The sequence below is a fragment of the Arenimonas sp. MALMAid1274 genome (genome assembly GCF_049195245.1).
In the GTDB taxonomy this organism is placed as follows: domain Bacteria; phylum Pseudomonadota; class Gammaproteobacteria; order Xanthomonadales; family Xanthomonadaceae; genus Arenimonas.
Genome location: NZ_JBMIRR010000027.1, coordinates 554,889 through 574,883 on the forward strand (window position 1 = coordinate 554,889; position 19,995 = coordinate 574,883).

General features: G+C 71.3%; 17 protein-coding genes and 1 tRNA gene. 14 read left to right on the top strand and 4 right to left on the bottom strand.

The genetic code is table 11. The annotated features are described in order from the left end of the window. Position 1 precedes the first annotated feature (1 nt). Genes ACOQFR_RS11140 through ACOQFR_RS11150 form a run of 3 tightly spaced genes read left to right on the top strand, consistent with a single transcriptional unit; the run spans position 2 to position 2,843 of the window. On the top strand, positions 2 to 607 hold the full coding sequence (locus ACOQFR_RS11140; protein ID WP_421381856.1) for a GNAT family N-acetyltransferase: 606 nt from the start codon (positions 2 to 4) through the stop codon (positions 605 to 607). Beyond that, positions 604 to 1,554, top strand: coding sequence for an N-acetyl-gamma-glutamyl-phosphate reductase (gene argC, locus ACOQFR_RS11145; RefSeq protein WP_421381858.1), 951 nt, complete (start codon positions 604 to 606; stop codon positions 1,552 to 1,554). The genes ACOQFR_RS11140 and argC overlap by 4 nt, the downstream gene beginning before the upstream one ends. Beyond that, positions 1,551 to 2,843 (top strand): argininosuccinate lyase, encoded by a 1,293-nt coding sequence (locus ACOQFR_RS11150; protein WP_421381860.1) that lies wholly within the window; start codon positions 1,551 to 1,553, stop codon positions 2,841 to 2,843. Before argC ends, ACOQFR_RS11150 begins: the two co-directional genes overlap by 4 nt. A gap of 30 nt (positions 2,844 to 2,873) precedes the next feature. Here ACOQFR_RS11150 and ACOQFR_RS11155 read toward each other — a convergent pair whose 3' ends face one another. From ACOQFR_RS11155 to ACOQFR_RS11165, 3 genes are all read right to left on the bottom strand, one after another. Next, positions 2,874 to 4,229: a DUF3999 domain-containing protein gene (locus ACOQFR_RS11155; protein WP_421381862.1), complete on the bottom strand. Its 1,356-nt coding sequence runs from the start codon at positions 4,227 to 4,229 to the stop codon at positions 2,874 to 2,876. 5 nt (positions 4,230 to 4,234) lie between these two features. Beyond that, positions 4,235 to 6,979 carry a DUF2339 domain-containing protein gene (locus ACOQFR_RS11160; RefSeq protein ID WP_421381864.1) on the bottom strand — a complete coding sequence of 915 codons (2,745 nt, stop codon included), beginning with the start codon at positions 6,977 to 6,979 and terminating at the stop codon, positions 4,235 to 4,237. 113 nt (positions 6,980 to 7,092) lie between these two features. Continuing rightward, positions 7,093 to 7,169: transfer RNA gene (locus ACOQFR_RS11165), tRNA-Pro, on the bottom strand. Positions 7,170 to 7,298: 129 nt separating this feature from the next. Here ACOQFR_RS11165 and hisS point away from each other — a divergent pair. Both hisS and ACOQFR_RS11175 read left to right on the top strand, forming a co-directional pair. Further along, positions 7,299 to 8,684 (top strand): histidine--tRNA ligase, encoded by a 1,386-nt coding sequence (gene hisS / locus ACOQFR_RS11170; protein WP_421381866.1) that lies wholly within the window; start codon positions 7,299 to 7,301, stop codon positions 8,682 to 8,684. Position 8,685: 1 nt separating this feature from the next. After that, a complete protein-coding gene (locus tag ACOQFR_RS11175; RefSeq protein ID WP_421381868.1) occupies positions 8,686 to 10,605 on the top strand; it encodes an HAL/PAL/TAL family ammonia-lyase in 1,920 nt (639 codons plus the stop codon). 3 nt (positions 10,606 to 10,608) lie between these two features. Here ACOQFR_RS11175 and ACOQFR_RS11180 read toward each other — a convergent pair whose 3' ends face one another. Next, a complete protein-coding gene (locus tag ACOQFR_RS11180; protein ID WP_421381870.1) occupies positions 10,609 to 12,432 on the bottom strand; it encodes a sensor domain-containing diguanylate cyclase in 1,824 nt (607 codons plus the stop codon). Positions 12,433 to 12,535: 103 nt separating this feature from the next. Between ACOQFR_RS11180 and ACOQFR_RS11185 the strand changes: the two genes are divergently transcribed. The 9 genes from ACOQFR_RS11185 to hisIE are packed head-to-tail and all read left to right on the top strand — an operon-like array spanning position 12,536 to position 19,964. Continuing rightward, entirely contained in the window at positions 12,536 to 12,859 is a 324-nt protein-coding gene (locus ACOQFR_RS11185) for a YerC/YecD family TrpR-related protein (protein ID WP_421381872.1), read from the top strand. A gap of 30 nt (positions 12,860 to 12,889) precedes the next feature. Then, positions 12,890 to 13,789: an ATP phosphoribosyltransferase gene (gene hisG / locus ACOQFR_RS11190; RefSeq protein ID WP_421381874.1), complete on the top strand. Its 900-nt coding sequence runs from the start codon at positions 12,890 to 12,892 to the stop codon at positions 13,787 to 13,789. Beyond that, complete coding sequence (hisD, locus tag ACOQFR_RS11195; RefSeq protein WP_421381876.1) at positions 13,786 to 15,084, top strand: histidinol dehydrogenase; 1,299 nt, start codon at positions 13,786 to 13,788, stop codon at positions 15,082 to 15,084. The genes hisG and hisD overlap by 4 nt, the downstream gene beginning before the upstream one ends. Then, a complete protein-coding gene (gene hisC, locus ACOQFR_RS11200; RefSeq protein WP_421381878.1) occupies positions 15,081 to 16,163 on the top strand; it encodes a histidinol-phosphate transaminase in 1,083 nt (360 codons plus the stop codon). The genes hisD and hisC overlap by 4 nt, the downstream gene beginning before the upstream one ends. Continuing rightward, positions 16,160 to 17,248 (top strand): bifunctional histidinol-phosphatase/imidazoleglycerol-phosphate dehydratase HisB, encoded by a 1,089-nt coding sequence (gene hisB, locus ACOQFR_RS11205; protein WP_421381880.1) that lies wholly within the window; start codon positions 16,160 to 16,162, stop codon positions 17,246 to 17,248. Before hisC ends, hisB begins: the two co-directional genes overlap by 4 nt. Then, the gene (gene hisH, locus ACOQFR_RS11210; protein ID WP_421381882.1) at positions 17,245 to 17,844 is read left to right on the top strand and encodes an imidazole glycerol phosphate synthase subunit HisH; all 600 of its coding nucleotides are present in this window, start codon (positions 17,245 to 17,247) and stop codon (positions 17,842 to 17,844) included. The genes hisB and hisH overlap by 4 nt, the downstream gene beginning before the upstream one ends. Continuing rightward, the gene (hisA, locus tag ACOQFR_RS11215) at positions 17,841 to 18,590 is read left to right on the top strand and encodes a 1-(5-phosphoribosyl)-5-[(5-phosphoribosylamino)methylideneamino]imidazole-4-carboxamide isomerase (protein ID WP_421381884.1); all 750 of its coding nucleotides are present in this window, start codon (positions 17,841 to 17,843) and stop codon (positions 18,588 to 18,590) included. Before hisH ends, hisA begins: the two co-directional genes overlap by 4 nt. Further along, positions 18,584 to 19,360, top strand: coding sequence for an imidazole glycerol phosphate synthase subunit HisF (hisF, locus tag ACOQFR_RS11220; protein ID WP_421381886.1), 777 nt, complete (start codon positions 18,584 to 18,586; stop codon positions 19,358 to 19,360). Before hisA ends, hisF begins: the two co-directional genes overlap by 7 nt. Next, complete coding sequence (gene hisIE, locus ACOQFR_RS11225; RefSeq protein WP_421381888.1) at positions 19,350 to 19,964, top strand: bifunctional phosphoribosyl-AMP cyclohydrolase/phosphoribosyl-ATP diphosphatase HisIE; 615 nt, start codon at positions 19,350 to 19,352, stop codon at positions 19,962 to 19,964. Before hisF ends, hisIE begins: the two co-directional genes overlap by 11 nt. Positions 19,965 to 19,995 lie beyond the last annotated feature (31 nt).

The following is a 19,995-nucleotide window of genomic DNA, read 5'->3' on the forward strand; positions in this document are numbered from 1 at the left end:
GATGGATGCGTCCGCCTGGAGCCGGGTGCCGACGCTGCGCGGTGAGCATGTGCAGCTGGAGCCGCTGGAGGCCCACCATGGCGACGACCTGGTCCGGGCCGCCGCCGATGGCGAGCTGTGGAGGCTCTGGTACACGACCGTGCCCGGCCCCAACACCGTGCAGGCCTACCTTGACCGCGCCCTGGCCGATCGCGCCGCCGGCACCGCCATGCCCTTCCTGGTGCGCGACGGCGAGGGCAGGGCGGTCGGCAGCACGCGCTATTTCCAGATGGATCCGTTGATCCCGCGCCTTGAGATCGGCTTCACCTGGTACGCGCGCCGGGTGCAGCGCACGGCGCTCAACACCCAGGCCAAGCGGCTGTTGCTGGGTCATGCCTTTGATGTGCTGGGATGCGCGGTGGTGGAGCTGCGCACGCACGCGTTCAACCACGCCTCGCGCGCCGCGATCGAGCGCCTGGGCGCGCATCGCGACGGGGTGCTGCGCCGGCAGATGCGCATGCCCGATGGCCACCTGCGCGACACCGTGGTCTATTCCATCCTGGACGACGAGTGGCCGGTCGTCCGGCGCCACCTCGACCACAAGCTGCAGAACGGAGCCGCCTCGTGAGCACCAAGATTTCCCTGGGACTGGTGGGCGCGCGCGGCCACGTCGGCGCCGAGCTGATCCGTCTGGTGGCGGCGCATCCGCGCTTTTCGCTGTCCTTCGTCTCCTCACGCGAACGGGCCGGTCAAGGGCTGGCCGAGCATGAGCCGACCTATGCGGGCGATCTGCGCTACGTGAACCTGGACGCGGAGACCGCCGGCCGGCAGGGTGCGGACGCCGTGGTGCTGGCCTTGCCCAACGGCATGGCGTCACCCTTCGTGGCAGCACTGGACGACGCGGCTCCCGCCACCGTCGTGGTCGACCTCTCGGCCGACTATCGCTTCGACGCGGGCTGGTACTACGGCTTGCCCGAACTTACCCGCGCCGCGGCGGCCGGCGCCACCCGCATCAGCAACCCGGGCTGCTACGCCACCGCGATGCAGCTGGCGATCGCACCTATGCGCGACGCGCTGGCCGGGCCGGTGCAGTGCTTCGGCGTGTCGGGCTATTCGGGCGCCGGCACCGGCCCCTCGGACAAGAACGACCCGGAAAAACTGCGCGACAACCTGATGCCGTATGCCCTGACGGGCCACGTGCACGAGGCCGAGGTCACCCGCCAGCTCGGCCAGGCCGTGGAGTTCATGCCGCACGTGGCGCCGCATTTCCGCGGCATCACGCTCACCGCCAACCTGCACCTGGCCGACGCGCACACGCCCGATGGCGTCCGGCAGGCCTACGAGCGCCAGTACGGCGACGAGCCCCTGGTGCGGGTCGTGGACCCGGCACCGTGGGTCAACCGCATCGCCGGGCGCCACCACGCCGAGGTCGGCGGCTTCACGCTGTCGGCCGACGGACGCCGGCTGGTGGTGGTGTGCACGCTGGACAACCTGCTCAAGGGCGCCGCCACCCAGGCCCTGCAAAACCTCAACCTGGCCTTCGGCCTGCCCGAAACGATGGGGATCCCCGCATGAGCGACCTGCTGTGGCAGAAACCGGGCGTGGAAGTCGACGCGCGCATCCAGGCCTTCCTGGCCGGCGACGACGTGCTGCTGGACCGCGAGTTCATCGGCCACGACATCCAGGCCAGCCGGGCGCACGCGCGAGGCCTGGCGCGCATCGGCCTGCTGACGGCCGACGAGTGCGAGGGCCTGTGCCGGGAACTGGATGGGCTGGCCGCCGACGTCGCCAGCGGCGCCTTCGTGCTCGATGCGCGCTACGAAGACTGCCATTCTGCGATCGAATCGCGCCTGGTCGAACGCCTGGGCGACACCGGCCGCAAGATCCACACGGGCCGCAGCCGCAACGACCAGATCCTGGTGGCCACGCGCCTGTGGCTGAAACAGCGCCTGGGCGAACTGCGCGCGCTGTGCGTGGAAACGGCGCGCACCTGCCTGGACCGCGCCGACAGCGAACGCCTGCCGATGCCCGGCTACACCCACCTGCAGCGCGCCGTGGTCTCGTCCACCGCGATGTGGTGGGCGGGCTTCGCCGAGGCCTACCTGGACAACGCCACGCGCGCCACGCAGGCGCTGGACTGGGTGGACGCCAACCCGCTCGGCACCGCGGCCGGCTATGGCGTGAACCTGCCGCTGGACCGTGACTTCACCACCGCCGAACTGGGCTTTGCGCGCACCCAGGTCAGCCCGCTGTACGCGCAGCTCTCGCGCGGCAAGTTCGAGATCGGCGCGATCGACGCGCTGGGCGCCGCGCTGCTGGACCTGCGCCGCCTGGCCTGGGACCTGAGCCTGTTCACCACTGCCGAATTCGGCTTCGTGACGCTGCCGGCGCAGTACACCACGGGCTCCTCGATCATGCCCAACAAGCGCAATCCCGACCTGGTGGAGCTGATGCGCGGCACCTATGCCAGCGTGTCGGCCGCGCGCGTGGAGATCGAACAGCTGCTGTCGCTGCCCTCGGGTTATCACCGCGACCTGCAGTTCAGCAAGGGATCGCTGGTGCATGCCTTCGGCCGCGGGCTGGGCGCGCTGGCGCTGCTGCCGGCCCTGCTGCGTGGCCTGCAGTGGCGGCCGGCGCAGATGGCCGCCGCGTTCGACCCGGGCATGTATTCCACCGACCGCGCCATTGAACTGGCGGTCTCGGGACTGCCCTTCCGCGAGGCCTACCGTCAGGCGGCAGCCGATCCGCTGCCGCGCGCCGGCGCCGATCCGCAGGCCAGCCTGGATGCGCGCGTCTCGCCGGGCGGCGCCGGCGACCTGGGCCTGGCCACGCTGCGCGCACGCCTGGACGCGCTGGACACGTGAGTCCGCGCGTGCGGGCGCCGCGCTGAGCGCTTATTCCGTGGGCTTGCCCGGCGCGCGCAGTACCCGCAGCGACATCGCCAGCACCAGGGCCGCGCCGATCACCAGCACCGCCCAAAGCAACCAGCGGCGATGTTCGGGCCCGCGGTCGGGCTGCAGCACGGCATCGCCGCCATCGCCCGCCCCGCCGGTGCCAAGCGTTGCCAAGGCCGGTTGCCAGCCTGCGGGCCGGTTCTTGCCGGATGCCGCCAGCGCGGCCTGCACCGGATAGTCCGGACGCATCGTGCGCACGCTTCCCGCCATCAGCCGGTACGGGGCCGGGCCCTGGGCCAGCATCACGAAGTTGTCGGGGCGATAGGACAGCACCAGGGTCGGGGCCTGCACCGGCACGGGCTGCACGCGCAGGCGCCACTGGCGGTCGCGCCGTGAGTCGATGTCGGTCGGCAGGTGGCGCACTTCCTCGTCGCCTTCGCCGAGACGGAAGGCGGTCAGTGCAGCGATAGGCGTCCACGACCCGTCGGCGCCCGTGCGGCTTTCGACCTGCACCGACGCGACCGAATTCGCCGCCGGCAGGCGAAGGTCCACGCGCTCGACCGGGATCGGGCCGGGACTGGTGTAATCGTAGGCGCCGGGCTCGTCGGGAACGTCTCGCCCCTGCAGAACGATTTCGCGGCGCGGCGAGCGCAGCCGTCCGGTCTCGACGGTTTCCTGCTCCAGCCCGCCCAGCGAAGGCCAGGCTTCGCCTTCGGCGAGCCGCAGCCGCAGGTAACGGGTGGACGAGGGCGCGAACTCCAGGCGCAGCCGCTCCACCCGCAGACCGTTGTCCACGATCGCCACCACGGCCAGGTCCTGGCCCAGCACCTGCCACTGCGCCAGATCGTCCGAACCCAGCACGCTGACGCGCAGGTTGACCGGCATCGCGGCATCGGCGGCCAGCTGCAGTCGTATCGCCGACACGGCCGACGGGTCTTCACCCAGGTCCACGAGCAGGTCGCTGCCGGGGCTGGTGGCCGGTACGGTGCCGTCGTCGAGCTGCAGCTCGCGCACGCGGCCGTCGGCGTCGCGCTCGAGCCGCAGCGAGAGCGTGTCGTCGCCGCCCCCGGTCGCCGCCACGGGCACCCGCAGCCAGTTCAGGGCGCGCCGCGCTTCCCGCGTGGTGGGCGCGTCGGGCAGCGCGGAGAACGGCACCGCCTGGCCGTCGGCGTTGAACACCATCAGGTCGCGCAGGTCGTCGCGGGCAATGCGGGCGTAGGTCGCCTCGTCGAGTTCGATGCGGTAGGCGCTTTCCTGGCCGGGCACCTGCAGTGGCCATTGCCAGGCAAAGTCGGCGGGAGCCTGCGCCAGGGCCAGGCCTGGCAGGGCAGCGAGCAGCAGCAGCGTCAGGCGCATCGGGACTACTCCGAACGGGGCGGGGTGGGGGCCAGGCGGCCGACGATGATCAGCAGCAAACCGACCGCGACGAAGGAGACGATGCCGGTGATGTTGCCCAGGAACTGGCGGTCCACCAGCAGCAGCTTGAGCAGCACGACACCCAGCAGCCCGGCGCCGATCCACCACAGCGGCCGGTTGTGCCGGCGCGATCCGAGGATCCAGGTCACCACACCGGCCACGCACCAGGCCACGGTCAGGCTGGTCTGGGCAATGCGATCCGACAGCAGCCCCGGCGACCAGGGCAGGTCGGCCAGGTGGTGGCAGGCGCGCAGCACCGACATCGTCAGCGTTAGCAACGCCGCCCCCGCCCACAGCGACCAGCCGGCCTTGCCGTGGCCGCGCGCCTCGCGTTCGCGCAGCACGCCGATGCCCAGGGCCAGCGTGCCGATGAGGAACAGCTCGAGCGGATTGAGCACCGGCAACCAGGCCAGTGGGGTGGCCTTGCCCGGCAGGAACTGCCCGACCAGCCAGCCGCAGGCCAGCGCGAACCCGGCCATCATCAGCCACGCCTTGCGCCAGGTCAGGAAGTCGGGCGCCAGCGGCCAACCGGCCACGGCCGGACGTCGCCACGCAGCCATGAACAGCAATCCCACCGGCGCGAGCGCGGCCGGCAGCAGCCAGCCATCGCCCAGGCCGCCATCGCGATCGAGCACGCGCACCAGACTGATGCCCAGCGCCAGCGAGATCATCGACAGCCAGGCCAGGTGCGCGAAGGGCAGGCCGCCCGAGCGCGGGTCGCGCAAGGGTCGCAGGCTCAGCAGCAGCACCGCCGCCACACCCCACCACGGCAGCAGCGGCGGCGCGAACCAGTGCTGCATCGCGAACGCCGGCCAGACCTGCAGCGGCTCGTCCAGCGCCGCCAGCGACAGCGGCAGCGCGATCACGCAGGCCGCCAGCACCGGCCAGGACAGGCGCGGCCAGGCCAGGGGTTTGCGCAGCAGCGCGGCCAGCATCGCGCTCAGCGCCGCGAACAGGCCATAGGCGGTGGCATCGGACACCGGCCTGAGATTGACCTCGATCTCGCGCATGCCGAGCAGCGTCCACCAGCCCAGGCCCAGCAGGAACAGCCCGATGGCGATCAAGCGATTTCCCTGGCCGCGCTCGTAGAACCACGCGGCGGCCAGCGCGGTCAGCGCCAGCAGCACTAGGTTGAGCGCATGGCCATTGGCCAGGAAGCGGTCCGCCGTGCCCAGGTCGTGGGTGAACAGACTTGCGCCCCAGGCCAGGCCCGCCAGACCCAGCAGGGCCAGGCCCGACCAGCGCGTGAGCCGGCTCGGCTGACGCAGGCCCAGCCACACCATGCCCAGGCCCTGCAGCGCCCATGCGGCCGAGGTCCAGCGCGCCGACAGCGCGAGCGGGATCGCCAGCGTGGCGAACACCACGCCCATCGACGCCGCGCTCCGCGCCAGCAGGCGCAGGCGCGGATTGCGCAGCGCCCACATCGCCAGGCCGGCGTAGACGGCCGCCACCGCGACGGCGCTCAGGGCCAGCAGCATCCGGTCGTCACCGACCAGGCCCGCCTGCATCGGGAAGGCCAGCAGCGGCGTGCCGAACAGCAGCGTGCCGTCCACCTTGCCGTTCTTCTCGCGGCCGGCCAGGGCGTACAGCACCGGGATGGCCACATAGAACAGGAAGAACAGCACCAGGAAGGGTTCGACCGTCGCGAACTTCTCCGGACGGTAGTACTCGGCGCCCCACAGCCCGCCGATGACGAAGGTGAAGGCGAAGCCGATCAGGTTGAGCGCCCGCCACGGGCGCTTCCACGCGATCAGGAACACGGCGGTGTTGAGCACCGCGTAGTAGCTGAAGAGCGCGACATGGTTGCCGCTGCCGGTCGAGATCAGCACCGGGGCCAGGTAGCCGCCGATGAAGCCCAGCACCGCCAGCGCGGGCGCGTCCTGCTTCACTGCCAGCACACTGGCACCCGCCACCAGGATCACGATCATCGCGAAGGCCGGCATCGGATCGAGCAGCTTGTAGTACGCGAAGGCCGCGAACACCGTCAGCAGCAGCACGCCGATCGCGCCGCCCTGCAGGCTCAGGCCGAACGCGGGCCGCTCGCGCGCGGTGCGCAGGCCCCAAAGCAGGCCGGCGATGGCGCCGGCCGCCACCAGGCTCAGGCGCACTTCGATGGGCATCGTGAACCAGCCGGCATCGGCGCCGTACTTGAGCAGGGCGGCCACGCCGAACATCAGCACCAGCAGGCCCAGCTTGACGGGCACGTTGCCTTCGAACAGCCAGGCCTTGGCGGTCAGCAGCGCGCGCTCGAGCACGTTGGGCGGTTCGGGCGGCGGCGGGGTCCAGGCAGGTGCCGGCGCGGCAGCCGCGACCGGCACGGCCGGCGGCTGGGGTACGCCGGTCTGCGGCAGCGGCGCCGGTTCGGCCACGGAGGCCGCGGCGACCCCGGCCGCGGCCGATGGCACCGCGGTCGCGACGGGAAGTTCGGGCGGGGTCGGCGCAGGGGACAGGTCGGCGGGTGTTGTGGCGGCCTCCGGGGTGGCGGCAAGCGTGCCCAGTGCCGGGCGCCGCGCAAGGGCTTCCACCCGGGCCAGCCGCTGCTCGAGCTCGCCCACGCGCCGCCGCAGGCCGCTGGCCTGGCCCAGCAGGGCACCGATCAGTCCGCCGCCGACGAAACCGAAGAAGGCGGCGTGCACGCCCGCCACGATCGCCCCCAGCACCGCGCCCAGCAAGCCCAGAACCCAGCTCATCCGCTTCCCCACGAGATCGACGCGCCGAGTGTAGCCAACCCGGTGGCCGCGTGAACGCCGGGCCCGGAAACGAAAACGCCGCCCTTGCGGGGCGGCGTGTCGTTTGCAACAAGTGGTCGGGGAGACAGGATTTGAACCTGCGACTTCTACGTCCCGAACGTAGCGCTCTACCAGGCTGAGCTACACCCCGAGGGATTCGAGCCGGCTATTCTAGTGGGGAAGCCCGGCACGGGCAAGCCCGGGCCGCGCCACCGCGCCGCGGCGGGGGCCGGCGCGCGCCGCTGTCGGTAGAATGCGCCATCGTCCTGGAGTGCCCGCCTTGATCAAGCCCCGCACCACCCCCGGGGTCATGGAGCTCTTGCCCCGTGACCAGATCGCCTTCCAGCGCATGCTGGACGTGATCCGCCGCAACTACGAGCGCTTCGGCTTCCTGCCGGTGGAAACGCCGGTGTTCGAACTGTCCGAAGTGCTGCTGACCAAGACCGGCGGCGAAACCGAGCGCCAGGTCTATTTCGTGCAGTCCACCGGCGCGCTGGGCAATGCCGCCGAATCCAGCGGCCTGCCCGAGCTGGCCCTGCGCTTCGACCTCACCGTGCCACTGGCGCGCTACGTCGCCGAACACGAGCACGACCTGGCCTTCCCGTTCCGTCGCTACCAGATCCAGCGCGTCTACCGCGGCGAACGCGCCCAGCGCGGCCGTTTCCGCGAGTTCTACCAGTGCGACATCGACGTGATCGGCAAGGACGCACTGAGCGTGCGCCACGACGCCGAGATGCCGGCCGTGATCCACGCGGTGTTCTCCGAACTGGGCGTGGGTCCGTTCACCATCCAGCTCAACAACCGCAAGCTGCTGCGCGGCTTCTTCGAAGGCGTGGGCATCGCCGAGGGCGAACGCCAGGCGCTGGTGCTGCGCGAGATCGACAAGCTGGACAAGCGCGGCGCCGAGGCGGTGCGGGCCACGCTCACCGGCGAGGGCTTCGGCCTGTCGCAGGACGTGGTGGACCGCATCATGGGCTTCGTGCAGGCGCGCTCCACCTCGCACGCCGACGCGCTGGCAAGGCTCGACGCGCTGGGCGCCGGCAGCGCCGTGCTCGACGAGGGTCGGGACGAACTGCGCCAGGTGCTGGCCCTGCTCAAGGGCTACGGCATCCCCGAGAAGAACTACGCGCTCAACTTCAGCATCGCCCGCGGCCTGGACTACTACACCGGCACCGTCTACGAGACCACGCTGGACGCGCATCCGCAGATCGGCTCGGTCTGCTCCGGCGGTCGCTACGACAACCTGGCCAGCAGCTACACGAAATCACGGCTGCCGGGCGTGGGCATTTCCATCGGGGCCACCCGTCTGTTCTGGCAGCTGCGCGAAGCCGGCATCCTTTCGACCGCGGAAAGTTCGGTGCAGGCCCTGGTGGGTCTGATGGACGACGGCAGGCTGGCCGACTCGCTGGACATCGCCCGGCGCCTGCGCGCGGCCGGCATCAATGCCGAGGTGCAGCTGGAAGCGAAGAAGCTGGCCAAGCAGTTCCAGTACGCCGACCGCGCCGGCATCCGCTTCGTGGTGCTGTATGGCGACGACGAGGCCGCGCGCAACGTGGTCAAGGTCAAGGACCTGCGCAGCCAGGACCAGTTCGAATGCAGACGCGAAGAGTTGGCTGCCGCCCTGAAGGTGGAGCTGGAGCAGCAGCGGGCGATGGGGGCGCAGTGACATGAAGCCCATCCTGCTCGACGGCAACAGCCTCAATCGCGCGCAGTTGGCCGAGATCGCGCACGGCGCGCCGGTGCGGCTGGATCCGGCCGGCATGGCGGCGGTGCAGCGCGCCGCGGATTTCCTGGCCGAGCAGGTGCGGCGGCAGGAGCCGATCTACGGCGTCTCCACCGGCTTCGGCAGCAATGCCGACAAGCTGCTGGGTGCGCATCGCGTACGCGCCGGCCTGCCGGGCGCGGCCGACTCGGGCGACAGCGTGCTCGAAGAGCTGCAGCACAACCTGATCGTCACCCACGCGGTCTGCGTGGGCGAACCCTTCGCGCCGCCGGTGGTGCGGGCGATGCTGGCGATCCGCATCAACACCCTGATGCGCGGCCACTCGGGCATCCGCCCGTCGGTGCTGGAAGCCCTGGCCGCGCTGCTCAACGCCGGCATCGTGCCGGTGGTGCCGCAGAAGGGCTCGGTGGGCGCCAGCGGCGATCTCGCGCCGCTGTCGCACCTGGCCATCGTGCTGCTGGGCGGCGGCGAGGCCTTCTACGACGGCGAACGCATGCCCGGTGCCGACGCGCTGCGCCTGGCCGGGCTGTCGCCGGTGAAGCTGTCGCACAAGGAAGGCCTGGCGCTGAACAACGGCACCGCGCAGATGCTGGCCACCGCCGTGCTGGCGATCGAACGCCTGGAAGACCTGCTCGACACCGCCGACCTGGCCGCCGCGATGACGCTGGACGCCTTCGCCGGACGCCTGCGCGCTTTCGATCCGCACGTGCATGCGCTGCGCCCGCATCCGGGCCAGGTGCACGTGGCCGCAAACCTGCGCCAGCTGCTGCAGGGCTCCACGCTGTCGGACATCGCCTACCACCTGGTGCCGCGCTTCCGGCCCTGGCAGCCCGACAGCTGGACCGTGCCGGCGCGCCAGGCGCTGGGCTTCGACCTGGGGTGGGACTGGGTGCCGTTCTCGCAGCGGCACGGGCGCGAGCGTTTTTACCAGCGCTTCCGCCCCTTCCGCGGCGGCAAGAAGCACCAGCCGCAGGACAGCTACTCGCTGCGCTGCATCCCGCAGGTGCACGGCGCGGTGCGCGACGCGCTCGAGCAGGCCAAGCGGGTCGTGGACATCGAACTCAACGCGGTCACGGACAATCCGCTGCTGTTCCCGGACCTGGCCGAAGCGGCCGACGGCAGCGGCCGAGGCATCCAGATCGAAGACCAGGTCGTTTCGGCCGGCCACTTCCACGGCATGCCGCTGGCGCTGGCGATGAGCTACCTCAAGGCCGCCATTCCGGTGCTGGCCTCGATCTCCGAGCGGCGCCTGAACAAGCTGGTCGATCCGGCCACCAATGACGGCCTGCCGCCGTTCCTGATCGGCAACGAGGACGGCACCGAGAGCGGCTTCATGATCGTGCAGTACACCGCCGCCGCCCTGGTCAACGACCTGTGCAGCCGGGCCCATCCGGCAAGCGTGTACTCCATCCCCACCAGCGCCAACGCCGAGGACCACGTGTCCATGGGCGCCAACGAAGGCCGCCACGTGCTGGACATGACCCAGGACCTGGGCCACGTCCTGGCGCTGGAGCTCTACACCGCGGCGCAGGCACTGGACTACCGCCGCGACATGATCAACGCCGCGCGCGGCCTGGCCCGCGACGGCGACGCCGAAGCCCTTGCGGCCAAGGTGCAGGGCGCACCGCTGCCAGGCCATCCGGATCGCGAAGGTTTCCTGGCCGAGGTCGAGGGCCTGCGCCAGGAGCTGGCCGCATCCGCGGAGTTCCAGCCGGGCGTGGCCGTGAAGGCGGCCTGGGCCGCGCTGCGCGAGGCGATTCCGTTCATGGGTCGCGACCGCGCGATGGACGGCGACGTGGCCACGGCCGTGCGCCTCGTGCAGGAAGGCCGGCTGCTGTCGGCGGCGCGGGCCGCGCGGGACTGAGGCTCAGCGCGCGGCCGCGGGCTCGGCCACGTGCACGCAGTTGCGGCCGCGGTTCTTGGCCGCGTACAGCGCGTCGTCGGCCCGGTGCAGGGCCTCGTCCACGCCGATGCCGCTGCCCGGCTGCAGCAGGTAGGCGCCGATGCTGGCGCTGAGGCCGATATTGTTGCCGGCGTAGCGCACCGCCTCGCCGCAGATCTTCAGGCGCAGGTGCTCGGCGACCTGCAGCAGCCGGTCGGCCTCGATGTCGGGCAGCACCACCACGAACTCCTCGCCGCCGAAGCGGGCTAGCAGCGCGCCGTGTTCGACCAGGGTGTCGTGCAGGCAGCGCCCCAGCCAGCGCAGGCATTCGTCGCCGGCCAGGTGGCCGTGGGTGTCGTTGACGTCCTTGAAATGGTCCAGGTCGATCAGCAGCACGCCCAGCGATTGCTGGTGCTCGTTGGCGTGATGCAGCTGGTGCTCGAACATTTCGCGGAAGTGGCGGCGGTTGAACAGGCCGGTGAGCGCGTCGCGGCGGTTGGATTCGCGCAGCCGCTGGTTGGCCTCGGCCAGCTGTTCCAGCGCGGTGCTGAGTTCGGAGGTTCGGCGGGCGACGTGGCGCTCGAGCTGTTCGTTGTGCTCGTGCACCAGCCGCTCGTTCTCGCCGCGCAGCCGGGCGTAGCGGTAGGCCAGGGCGAAGGACAGCAGGATGATCTCCAGCGCCGAACCGATCTGGATCGCGTACTCGGTGATGAAGGTCTTGCGCAGCAGGCCGAAGGACACCGAGGCGTACAGCGCCGTGCCCAGCAGCAGGAAGGCCCAGGCCAGCAGGAACACGCGCGCCGGCGCGTAGCCCTTGCGGATCGAATTGATGGCCAGGTAAAGGATGAACAGCGCGCCCGGGAACACCGCCATCGTCATCGGCCGAACCGAATCGCGGTAGTCGATCACGAACGAGGCCGCGCCCATCAGCACGAAGAAGGCGATCAGCGCCAGCGAGACCTTGTCGGCATAGGGCTGGCGCGTGGCCGTTTCCAGGAACACCCGGCAGAACTGGTGCATCGCGATCTGCGACAGCGCCATGGATAGCGGGATGGCCTGGTTGGCCCACCATGGCGAATTCGGCCACAGGTATTCGAAAGCCAGGCCATTGAGGCAGAACATCACCAGGCCGAAGCCGGCCACGTGGCACATGTACCAGAAGTGGCTGGCGTCCTTCAGCGACAGCCACAGCACCAGGTTGTAGCAGAGCAGGGCCAGCAGGATGCCGTAGAAGATGCCGATGCCGAACTGCGAGTCGCGCTCGAGCTCGGCGAAGGCCTTGGGCGTGTACAGCGCCAACGGCACCTGCAGCGAGCTGCGGCTCGAGACACGCACCAGCAGCTCCACCTCCGTGCGCGGCGGCAGTTCCACCCAGACGTTGGGGTGCCGGTAGCGGATGCTGCGCGCGCTGAAGGGCAGGGTGTCGCCCGAGGCGCGGTGTTCGACGCGGCCGTCGGGATAGCGCAGGTACACGTCCACGTTGTCCAGCAGCGGGTAGTGCAGCACCAGCAGCCAGCGACGTTCCGGGCTGTTGTGGTTGAACAGCTGGGCATGGAACCAGTGCGCGCCGTCGGTGAAGCCGAAGGTGGTGCTGCCGTCGGGCAGGGGCTGGAAGTTGCCGCGCTCGGCCTGCGCGAACTGGCTGGCGGCGTCGGCGTGGCCTTCGGGGTCCACGCGGTACTGCAGGTAGGGTCCGAGAGGCAGGGATTCGCGCCCGGCGTCGAGCACGGCCGGACCGGCCGCGGCCGCCGGCAGGGCGGACAGCAGCAGGCACCAGCACAGCAGGGCGGCGAATCTGAGCGCGGCCACGTTGTCCCTTCCCCTGACCCGGTCACTCTATGCGTGGGCACGCGCCAAGGCCATGGGGCCGGCCAGGCTTGCTTTTGTAATAGCACGCTATTACATTAGCGCAATGAAACGCCGTGACCCCGCCACCGAGCCGCCCAGTCCCGCCCTGGAAGGCCTGATCGACGCCCTGCTGAGCCTGCGCTCGGCGGGCGAGGTCCGGGCCTTCCTGGACGACCTGTGCACCCCCTCGGAACTCGAATCCATCGCCGACCGCTGGCGCGTGGTGCCGCTGCTGATCGCGGAGGTCCCGTACCGGGAAATCCACGACCGTACCGGCGTCAGCGTCACCACCATCGGCCGCGTCGCGCGCTGCCTGGACCTGGGCGCCGGCGGCTACCGCATCGCCGCCGAGCGCCTGGGCACGCACGCCCACGACGCCTCGCACTGAACCCACCCGATTGATTACCCGGAGAGCGTCATGAGGACGCACGACCGTTTGCGCATTGCCATCCAGAAATCCGGCCGCCTGTCCGACCCGGCCCGGGACCTGCTCGCGCGGGCCGGGCTGGTGTTCCGGGAAAGCCGCGACCGGCTGTTCTGCTATGGCGAATCCCTGCCCATCGACCTGCTGCTGGTCCGCGACGATGACATCCCCGGCCTGATCGCCGAGGGCGTCTGCGACCTGGGCGTGGTCGGCGGCAACGTGCTCGAGGAACAGGCCTGCGAACGCCTGGCCGACGGCCGCGGCGAAGCCTTCAAGCCGATCCGCAAGCTGGGCTTCGGCCGCTGCCGGCTGTCGGTGGCCGTGCCCAACGACTGGGACTGGACCGGACCGCAGCGCCTGGCCGGCCTGCGCATCGCCACCAGCTATCCGCAGCTGATGGCGCGCTGGCTGCGCGAGCAGGGCGTGGACGCCGAGCCGGTGATGCTGTCGGGCTCGGTCGAGATCGCGCCGCGCCTGGGCAAGGCCGAGGCCATCTGCGACATCGTCTCCACCGGCGGCACCCTGATGGCCAACCAGCTCAAGGAAGTGGCCGTCATCCTGGAAAGCGAGGCGATGCTGGTGGCGCCTGCGCAGCCCTTCGCCGACGAGCGCGCGGAGCTGGCGGCCATGCTGCTGCGCCGGCTCGACGGCGTGATGAGCGTGCGCGCCAGCAAGCTGGTGCTGTTCCAGGCCAGCCGCGAGTCCGTGCCCGGCCTGATCAAGCTGCTGCCTGATGCCGAGCCACCCACCGTCACCGCCATCGAAGGCCAGGCGGGGCAGGTGGCACTGCAGGCCTTGTGCCGCAGCGCCATGACCTGGCAGCGGCTGGAGGACATGAAACGCGCCGGCGCCTCCGGGTTGCTGGTGCTGCCGGTGGAGCAGATGCTGGCATGAAGCGCATCGTCTGGAATGAGCTGGATCCGGCGCAGCGCCGCGCCTGCCTGGCGCGACCGGGCGCCGACGGCCAGGCCGAAATCGAGGCGGCCGTGCGCCGCGTGTTCGAGCAGGTGCGCGCCGACGGCGACACCGCGCTGCGTGCGCTGACCCGCCGCTTCGACGGCGTCGAGCTGGCGGGCTTCCGCGTTCCGGTGGATGCCATTGCCGATGCGGTGGCCACGCTGGAGCCGCGCCTACGCGAGGCCCTGGTGCAGGCGCGCGACCGCCTGCTGACCTGGCACCGCGCCGGCATGGCGCGCGAGTTCGAAGTGGACACCGCGCCGGGCGTACGCTGCGGCCGGCTCCTGCGGCCGATTCCGCGCGTGGGCCTGTATGTGCCCGCCGGCACCGCGCCGCTGCCGTCCACCGCGTTGATGCTGGGCGTGCCCTCGCAGCTGGCGGGCTGCGCCGAAGTGGTGCTGTGCACGCCGCCGCGCGCCGACGGCAGCGCCGACCCGACCGTGCTGGCCGCGGCCTCGCTGTGCGGCATCACCCGCATCTACACCCTCGGCGGCGCGCAGGCGATCGCGGCGATGAGCCTGGGCACCGACAGCGTGCCGCGCTGCGACAAGCTGTTCGGCCCCGGCAACCGCTACGTCACCGCTGCCAAGCAGCTGGCGGCGATGATGGTCGGCGGACCCGCGATCGACATGCCGGCGGGACCGTCGGAAGTGCTGGTGATCGCCGACGCCGGCGCGCCGCCGGCCCACGTGGCGGCCGACCTGCTGTCGCAGGCCGAGCACGGCCCCGATTCGCAGGTGGTGCTGCTCACCGACGACCGCGGCCTGATCGATGCCGTGGAGCAGGAAGTGCGGCGCCAGCTGGCCGCGTTGCCACGCGAGGCGATCGCGCTGCGTGCGCTGGAGCATGCGCGCCTGGTGCAGGTCGAAGACCTCGGCACGGCCTTCGACATCAGCAACGACTATGCGCCCGAACACCTGATCCTGGCGCTGCGCGACGCGCGCGCCTGGCTCCCGAAGGTGGGCAGTGCCGGCTCGGTGTTCCTGGGCGATTTTGCGCCCGAATCCTTGGGTGATTACTGCTCGGGCACCAACCACGTGCTGCCGACCAATGGCGCCGCGCGGGCCTGGAGCGGCGTCAGCGTCGCCAGTTTCCAGACCTCGATCAGCGTGCAGGAAGTCAGCTGCGAGGGCCTGGCCCTGATCGGTCCGGACGCGGTTGCGATCGCGCGCGCCGAGGGCCTGGAGGCGCACGCCCAATCGGTGCTGCGCCGGCTGGAGGCAGGGGCATGAGCGGCCTGCTGGAGCTGGTGCGACCCGATCTGCGGGACTTCGCCGGGTACGCCTCGGCCCGTCGCGCCGACGTGCGCGGCTCGGTCTGGCTCAACGCGAACGAAAGCGCCTGGCGCAATCCCGCCGACGCTGGCCTGGGCGCCAACCGCTATCCGGATCCGCAGCCGGCCGCGCTGCGCGAGCGGCTGGCTACGCTTTACGGGGTCAGCGCCGAAAGCGTGCTGGTGGGTCGGGGCAGCGACGAGGCCATCGACCTGCTGGTGCGCGCGCTGTGCGTGCCGGGCATGGACGCCGTGGTGGTGGCGCCGCCGGTGTTCGGCATGTATGCGGTCAGCGCCCGCCTTCAGGCCGCGCCGCTGGTGGAGGTTCCGCTGCGCGATGATGCGGAAGGTTTCGTGTGCGACCTGGATGCGATTGCCGATGCCGCCGTGAGCCACGGCGCCAAGCTGGTCTTCCTGTGCTCGCCGGCCAATCCCACGGGGCAGTCGGTGCCCGTGGACGACCTGCTGGCGCTCGCGCGCCGCCTGGCGGGACGCTGCCTGCTGGTGGTTGACGAGGCCTACGGGGAATATTCCGACCAGCCGTCGATCGCGGCGCACATCGAGCGCCAGCCCAATGTCGCGGTCCTGCGCACGCTGTCCAAGGCGCATGCGCTGGCGGCGGCCCGCATCGGCTGCCTGCTGGCCGCGCCCGAGCTGATCCGCGTGCTGCGCAACTGCCAGGCGCCGTACCCGCTGCCGTCGCCCTGCGTGCAGCTGGCGCTGGCGGGCCTGTCGGAGCCGGCGCTGGCGCAGACGCGCGGCCGCGTGCTGACCGTACGCGCCGAACGCGAGCGGTTGCTGCACGAATTGCCCGACTGCGCCGGCGTGCGGCGCGTGTACCCCTCGCAGGGCAACTACCTGCTGGTGCGGTTCGAGGATGCCGAGGCCGCGTTCCGGCGGCTGCTGGCCGCGGGCGTGGTGGTGCGCGACATGCGCGCCTCGCCGCAGCTGGGCGACGCGCTGCGCATCAGCATCGGCAGCCCGGACGAGAACGACCGCGTGCTCGCCGCGCTGGCCACGGGGAGGGCGGCGGCATGAGCAGGCAGCGCATCGTTTTCGTGGACCGCGACGGCACCCTCATCGCCGAGCCGCCTGACTTCCAGATCGACGCCTACGAGAAGCTGCGCTTCGTGGACGGCGTGATCCCGGCCATGCTCAAACTGCGCGACGCCGGCTTCCAGTTCGTGCTGGTCACCAACCAGGACGGCCTGGGCACGGCCAGCTTCCCGCGCGAAAGCTTCGAGGGGCCGCAGGCGCTGATGCTGCAGGTGCTGGCCTCGCAGGGCATCGTGTTCCGCGAGATCCTTATTGATGAAAGCTTCGAGCACGAGGGCAAGCCCACCCGCAAGCCGGGCCTGGGCCTGCTGATGCACTACCTGCGCGATCGCAGCATCGACCTGGCCGGCTCGGCCGTGGTTGGCGACCGCGACACCGACCTGCAGCTGGCCGCCAACCTGGGCTGCCGCGGCTACAAGCTGGCGCCCGGTCCGGATACCTGGGACCAGGTGGCGCACGAGCTGGCCGATGCGCCGCGCGTGGCCACCATCGAACGCGTCACCAAGGAAACGCGCGTGCGCGTGCGCCTGGACCTGGACCGCGCGGCCGACCCGGAGGTGAGCACGGGCCTCGGTTTCTTCGATCACATGCTCGAGCAGCTGGGCAAACACGGCGGCTTCGCCCTGCAGCTCACCTGCGCCGGCGACCTGCACATCGATGAACACCACACCGTGGAAGACAGCGCGCTGGCGCTCGGCCAGGCGCTGCGAGAGGCCTTGGCCGACAAGCGCGGCATCGGCCGCTACGGCGATTCCTCGGGCCAGGGTGCGATCACGCTGCCGATGGACGAAACCCTGGCCAGCGCCGCGGTGGATTTGTCCGGCCGCCCGTACTTCGTGTTCGAAGGCAGCTTCCCGCGCCCCGAGGTGGGTGGACTCGCCACCGAACTGGTGCCGCACTTCTTCCGCTCGCTGTGCGAAACGGCCGGCCTGAACCTGCACCTGCAGGTGCGCGGCGAGAACACCCACCACATGGTCGAGGCCTGCTTCAAGGCCGTGGCGCGAGCGCTGCGCCAGGCCATCCGGCGCGAGGGGCGCGAGCTGCCCAGTACCAAGGGCACGCTGTGAACGTGGTGCTGGTGGATTCGGGCGGCGCCAACATCGGCTCGGTGCGCTATGCGCTGGCGCGGCTGGGGGTGGATGCGGCGATGACCGCCGACGCGGCCGCCATCCGCGCCGCCGACCGCGTGATCCTGCCCGGAGTGGGTGCGGCGGCGCCGGCGATGGCGCGCCTGCGCGAGCTGGACCTGGTTGACACGCTGCGCACGCTGCGCCAGCCGCTCATGGGTATCTGCCTGGGCATGCAGCTGCTGTTCGAGGGATCCGACGAGGGCGACGTGGACTGCCTCGGCCTGCTGCCCGGTCGCGTGCGGGCGATGCCTGCCTCGCCAGGTATCCGGGTGCCGCACATGGGCTGGAACCGCCTGCAGGCTACCCGGCCGACGCCGCTGATGACGGGCATCGCCGAAGGCGCCCAGGCCTATTTCGTGCACGGGTACGCCGCGCCGGTCACCGGCGACTGCGTTGCCGCCTGCGGCCATGGCGAGCCGTTCGCCGCACTGGTGCAACGCGGCAACGTCGCCGGCGCGCAGTTCCACCCGGAGCGTTCCGCCGGGGTGGGCGCGCGGCTGCTGAAAAACTTCCTGGAAGGATCCTGGGCATGACGGGCTTCACGCTGTACCCGGCCATCGACGTGCGCGAAGGCCGCGTGGTGCGTCTGCGCCAGGGCGACTACGCGCAGGAGACGCGCTACGACGACGCGCCGCTGGCGGTCGCCTCGCGCTACGCGCAGGCGGGCGCGAGCTGGCTGCACCTGGTGGACCTGGACGCGGCGCGCGCCGGTGGCTACACGCTGGCTCCGCTGCTGGCCGAGCTCAAGTCCGCCACGCGCCTGAAGGTGCAGACCGGCGGCGGCGTGCGCGGCGAAGCCGACGTCGAAGCCCTGCTGGCCGCCGGCGCGGACCGCGTGGTGGTCGGCTCGCTGGCCGTGCGAGAGTCGGGCCGCGTGGCGTCCTGGGTCACGCGCTACGGCGCCGACCGCATCACCGTCGCGCTCGATACCCGCCGCGATGCCGAAGGGCGTTGGCGGCTGCCGGTGCACGGCTGGACCGAAGAGGGCGGCAAGGAGCTGGACGTGCTGGCCGCCGCATACGCCGAGGTGGGGCTTCGCCACCTGCTGTGCACCGACATCAGCCGCGACGGCATGCTGTCGGGCCCGAACTTCGATCTGTACCGTTACCTCTGCGCTCGCTTCCCGCGCCTGGAAGTGCAGGCCTCGGGGGGCGTGCACGCCGCTTCCGATGTGGCCGCAGCCCGCGCGGCCGGCTGCGGCGGCGTGGTGCTGGGCAAGGCGCTGCTCGATGGCCGCTTCAAGCTGCAGGACGTGATCGGGGAGCAGGCGCCATGCTGAGCCGTCGGTTGATTCCCTGCCTGGACGTGAAGCAGGGCCAGGTGGTGAAGGGCGTGCGCTTCCGGGACCACGTGGTGATGGGCGCGATCGAGGACCTGGCGCTGCGCTACCGCGACGAGGGCGCCGACGAGCTGGTGTTCTACGACATCACCGCCAGCCCCGAAGGCCGCGGCGTGGACGTGGCCTGGGTCGAGCGCGTGGCGCGGCTGGTGGACATCCCGTTCTGCGTCGCCGGCGGCATCCGCTCGGTCGCGCAGGCGCGCGCGGTGCTGCATGCCGGCGCCGACAAGGTCTCCGTCAACACGCCGGCGCTGGAACGGCCGGTCCTGGTGTCGGAACTGGCGGCCGAGTTCGGCGTGCAGTGCGTGGTGGTCGGCATCGACAGCCTGCGCGACGCCGACGGCGAATGGCGCGTGCGGAGCCACACCGGCGATCCTGACCGCACCCGGGCCCTGGCCCAGCGCACGCTGGACTGGGTCGAGCAGGCGCAGTCGCTGGGCGCCGGCGAAATCGTGCTCAACTGCATGGGCGCCGACGGCGTGCGCACGGGCTATGACATCGCCCAGCTGCAGGCGGTGCGCGCCCGCTGCGCGGTACCCCTGGTCGCCTCCGGCGGTGCCGGCGAGGCCTCGCATTTCGTCGACGTGTTCCGCCAGGCCGACGTGGACGCGGCCCTGGCGGCCAGCGTCTTCCATTCCGGCGCGGTCCGGATCCCCGAACTCAAGACCGTCCTGCGCGCGCAGGGCATCGAGGTGCGTGATGACGCCTGAGCAGATCGACGCCCTGGCCTGGGACAAGCAGGATGGCCTGCTGCCCGCCATCGTGCAGGACGCGCGCAGCCGGCGGGTGCTGATGCTGGGCTACATGGACCGCGCCGCCCTGGAGGCCACGCTGGCCACGCGCCGCGTCACCTTCTTCAGCCGCAGCCGGCAGCGGCTGTGGATGAAGGGCGAGACCAGCGGCGACGTGCTGGAACTGGCGTCGCTGGACGCCGATTGTGATGCCGACACCCTGCTGGTGCAGGCCACCCCGCGCGGCCCCACCTGCCACCTGGGCCGCACCAGCTGTTTCGCCGAGGCGCCGGGTGATTTCCTGGCCGAGCTTGACGCGCTGGTGGCGCACCGCGAACGCGATCGTCCCGAGGGCAGCTACACCAGCAAGCTGTTCGGTGCCGGCGTGCGCCGCATCGCGCAGAAGGTGGGCGAGGAGGGCGTGGAGACCGCGCTGGCGGCGGTGGTGCAGGACGATGCCGCGCTGCTGGGCGAAGCCGCCGACCTCACCTTCCACCTCACCGTGCTGCTGCGGGCCCGCGGACTGGGCTGGCAGGACGTGGTGGCGGTGCTGCGCGGTCGGCACGCGGCGCCGACGCCCTAGTCGCGATCCACCGCCAGCGCGGTCGCGCGCC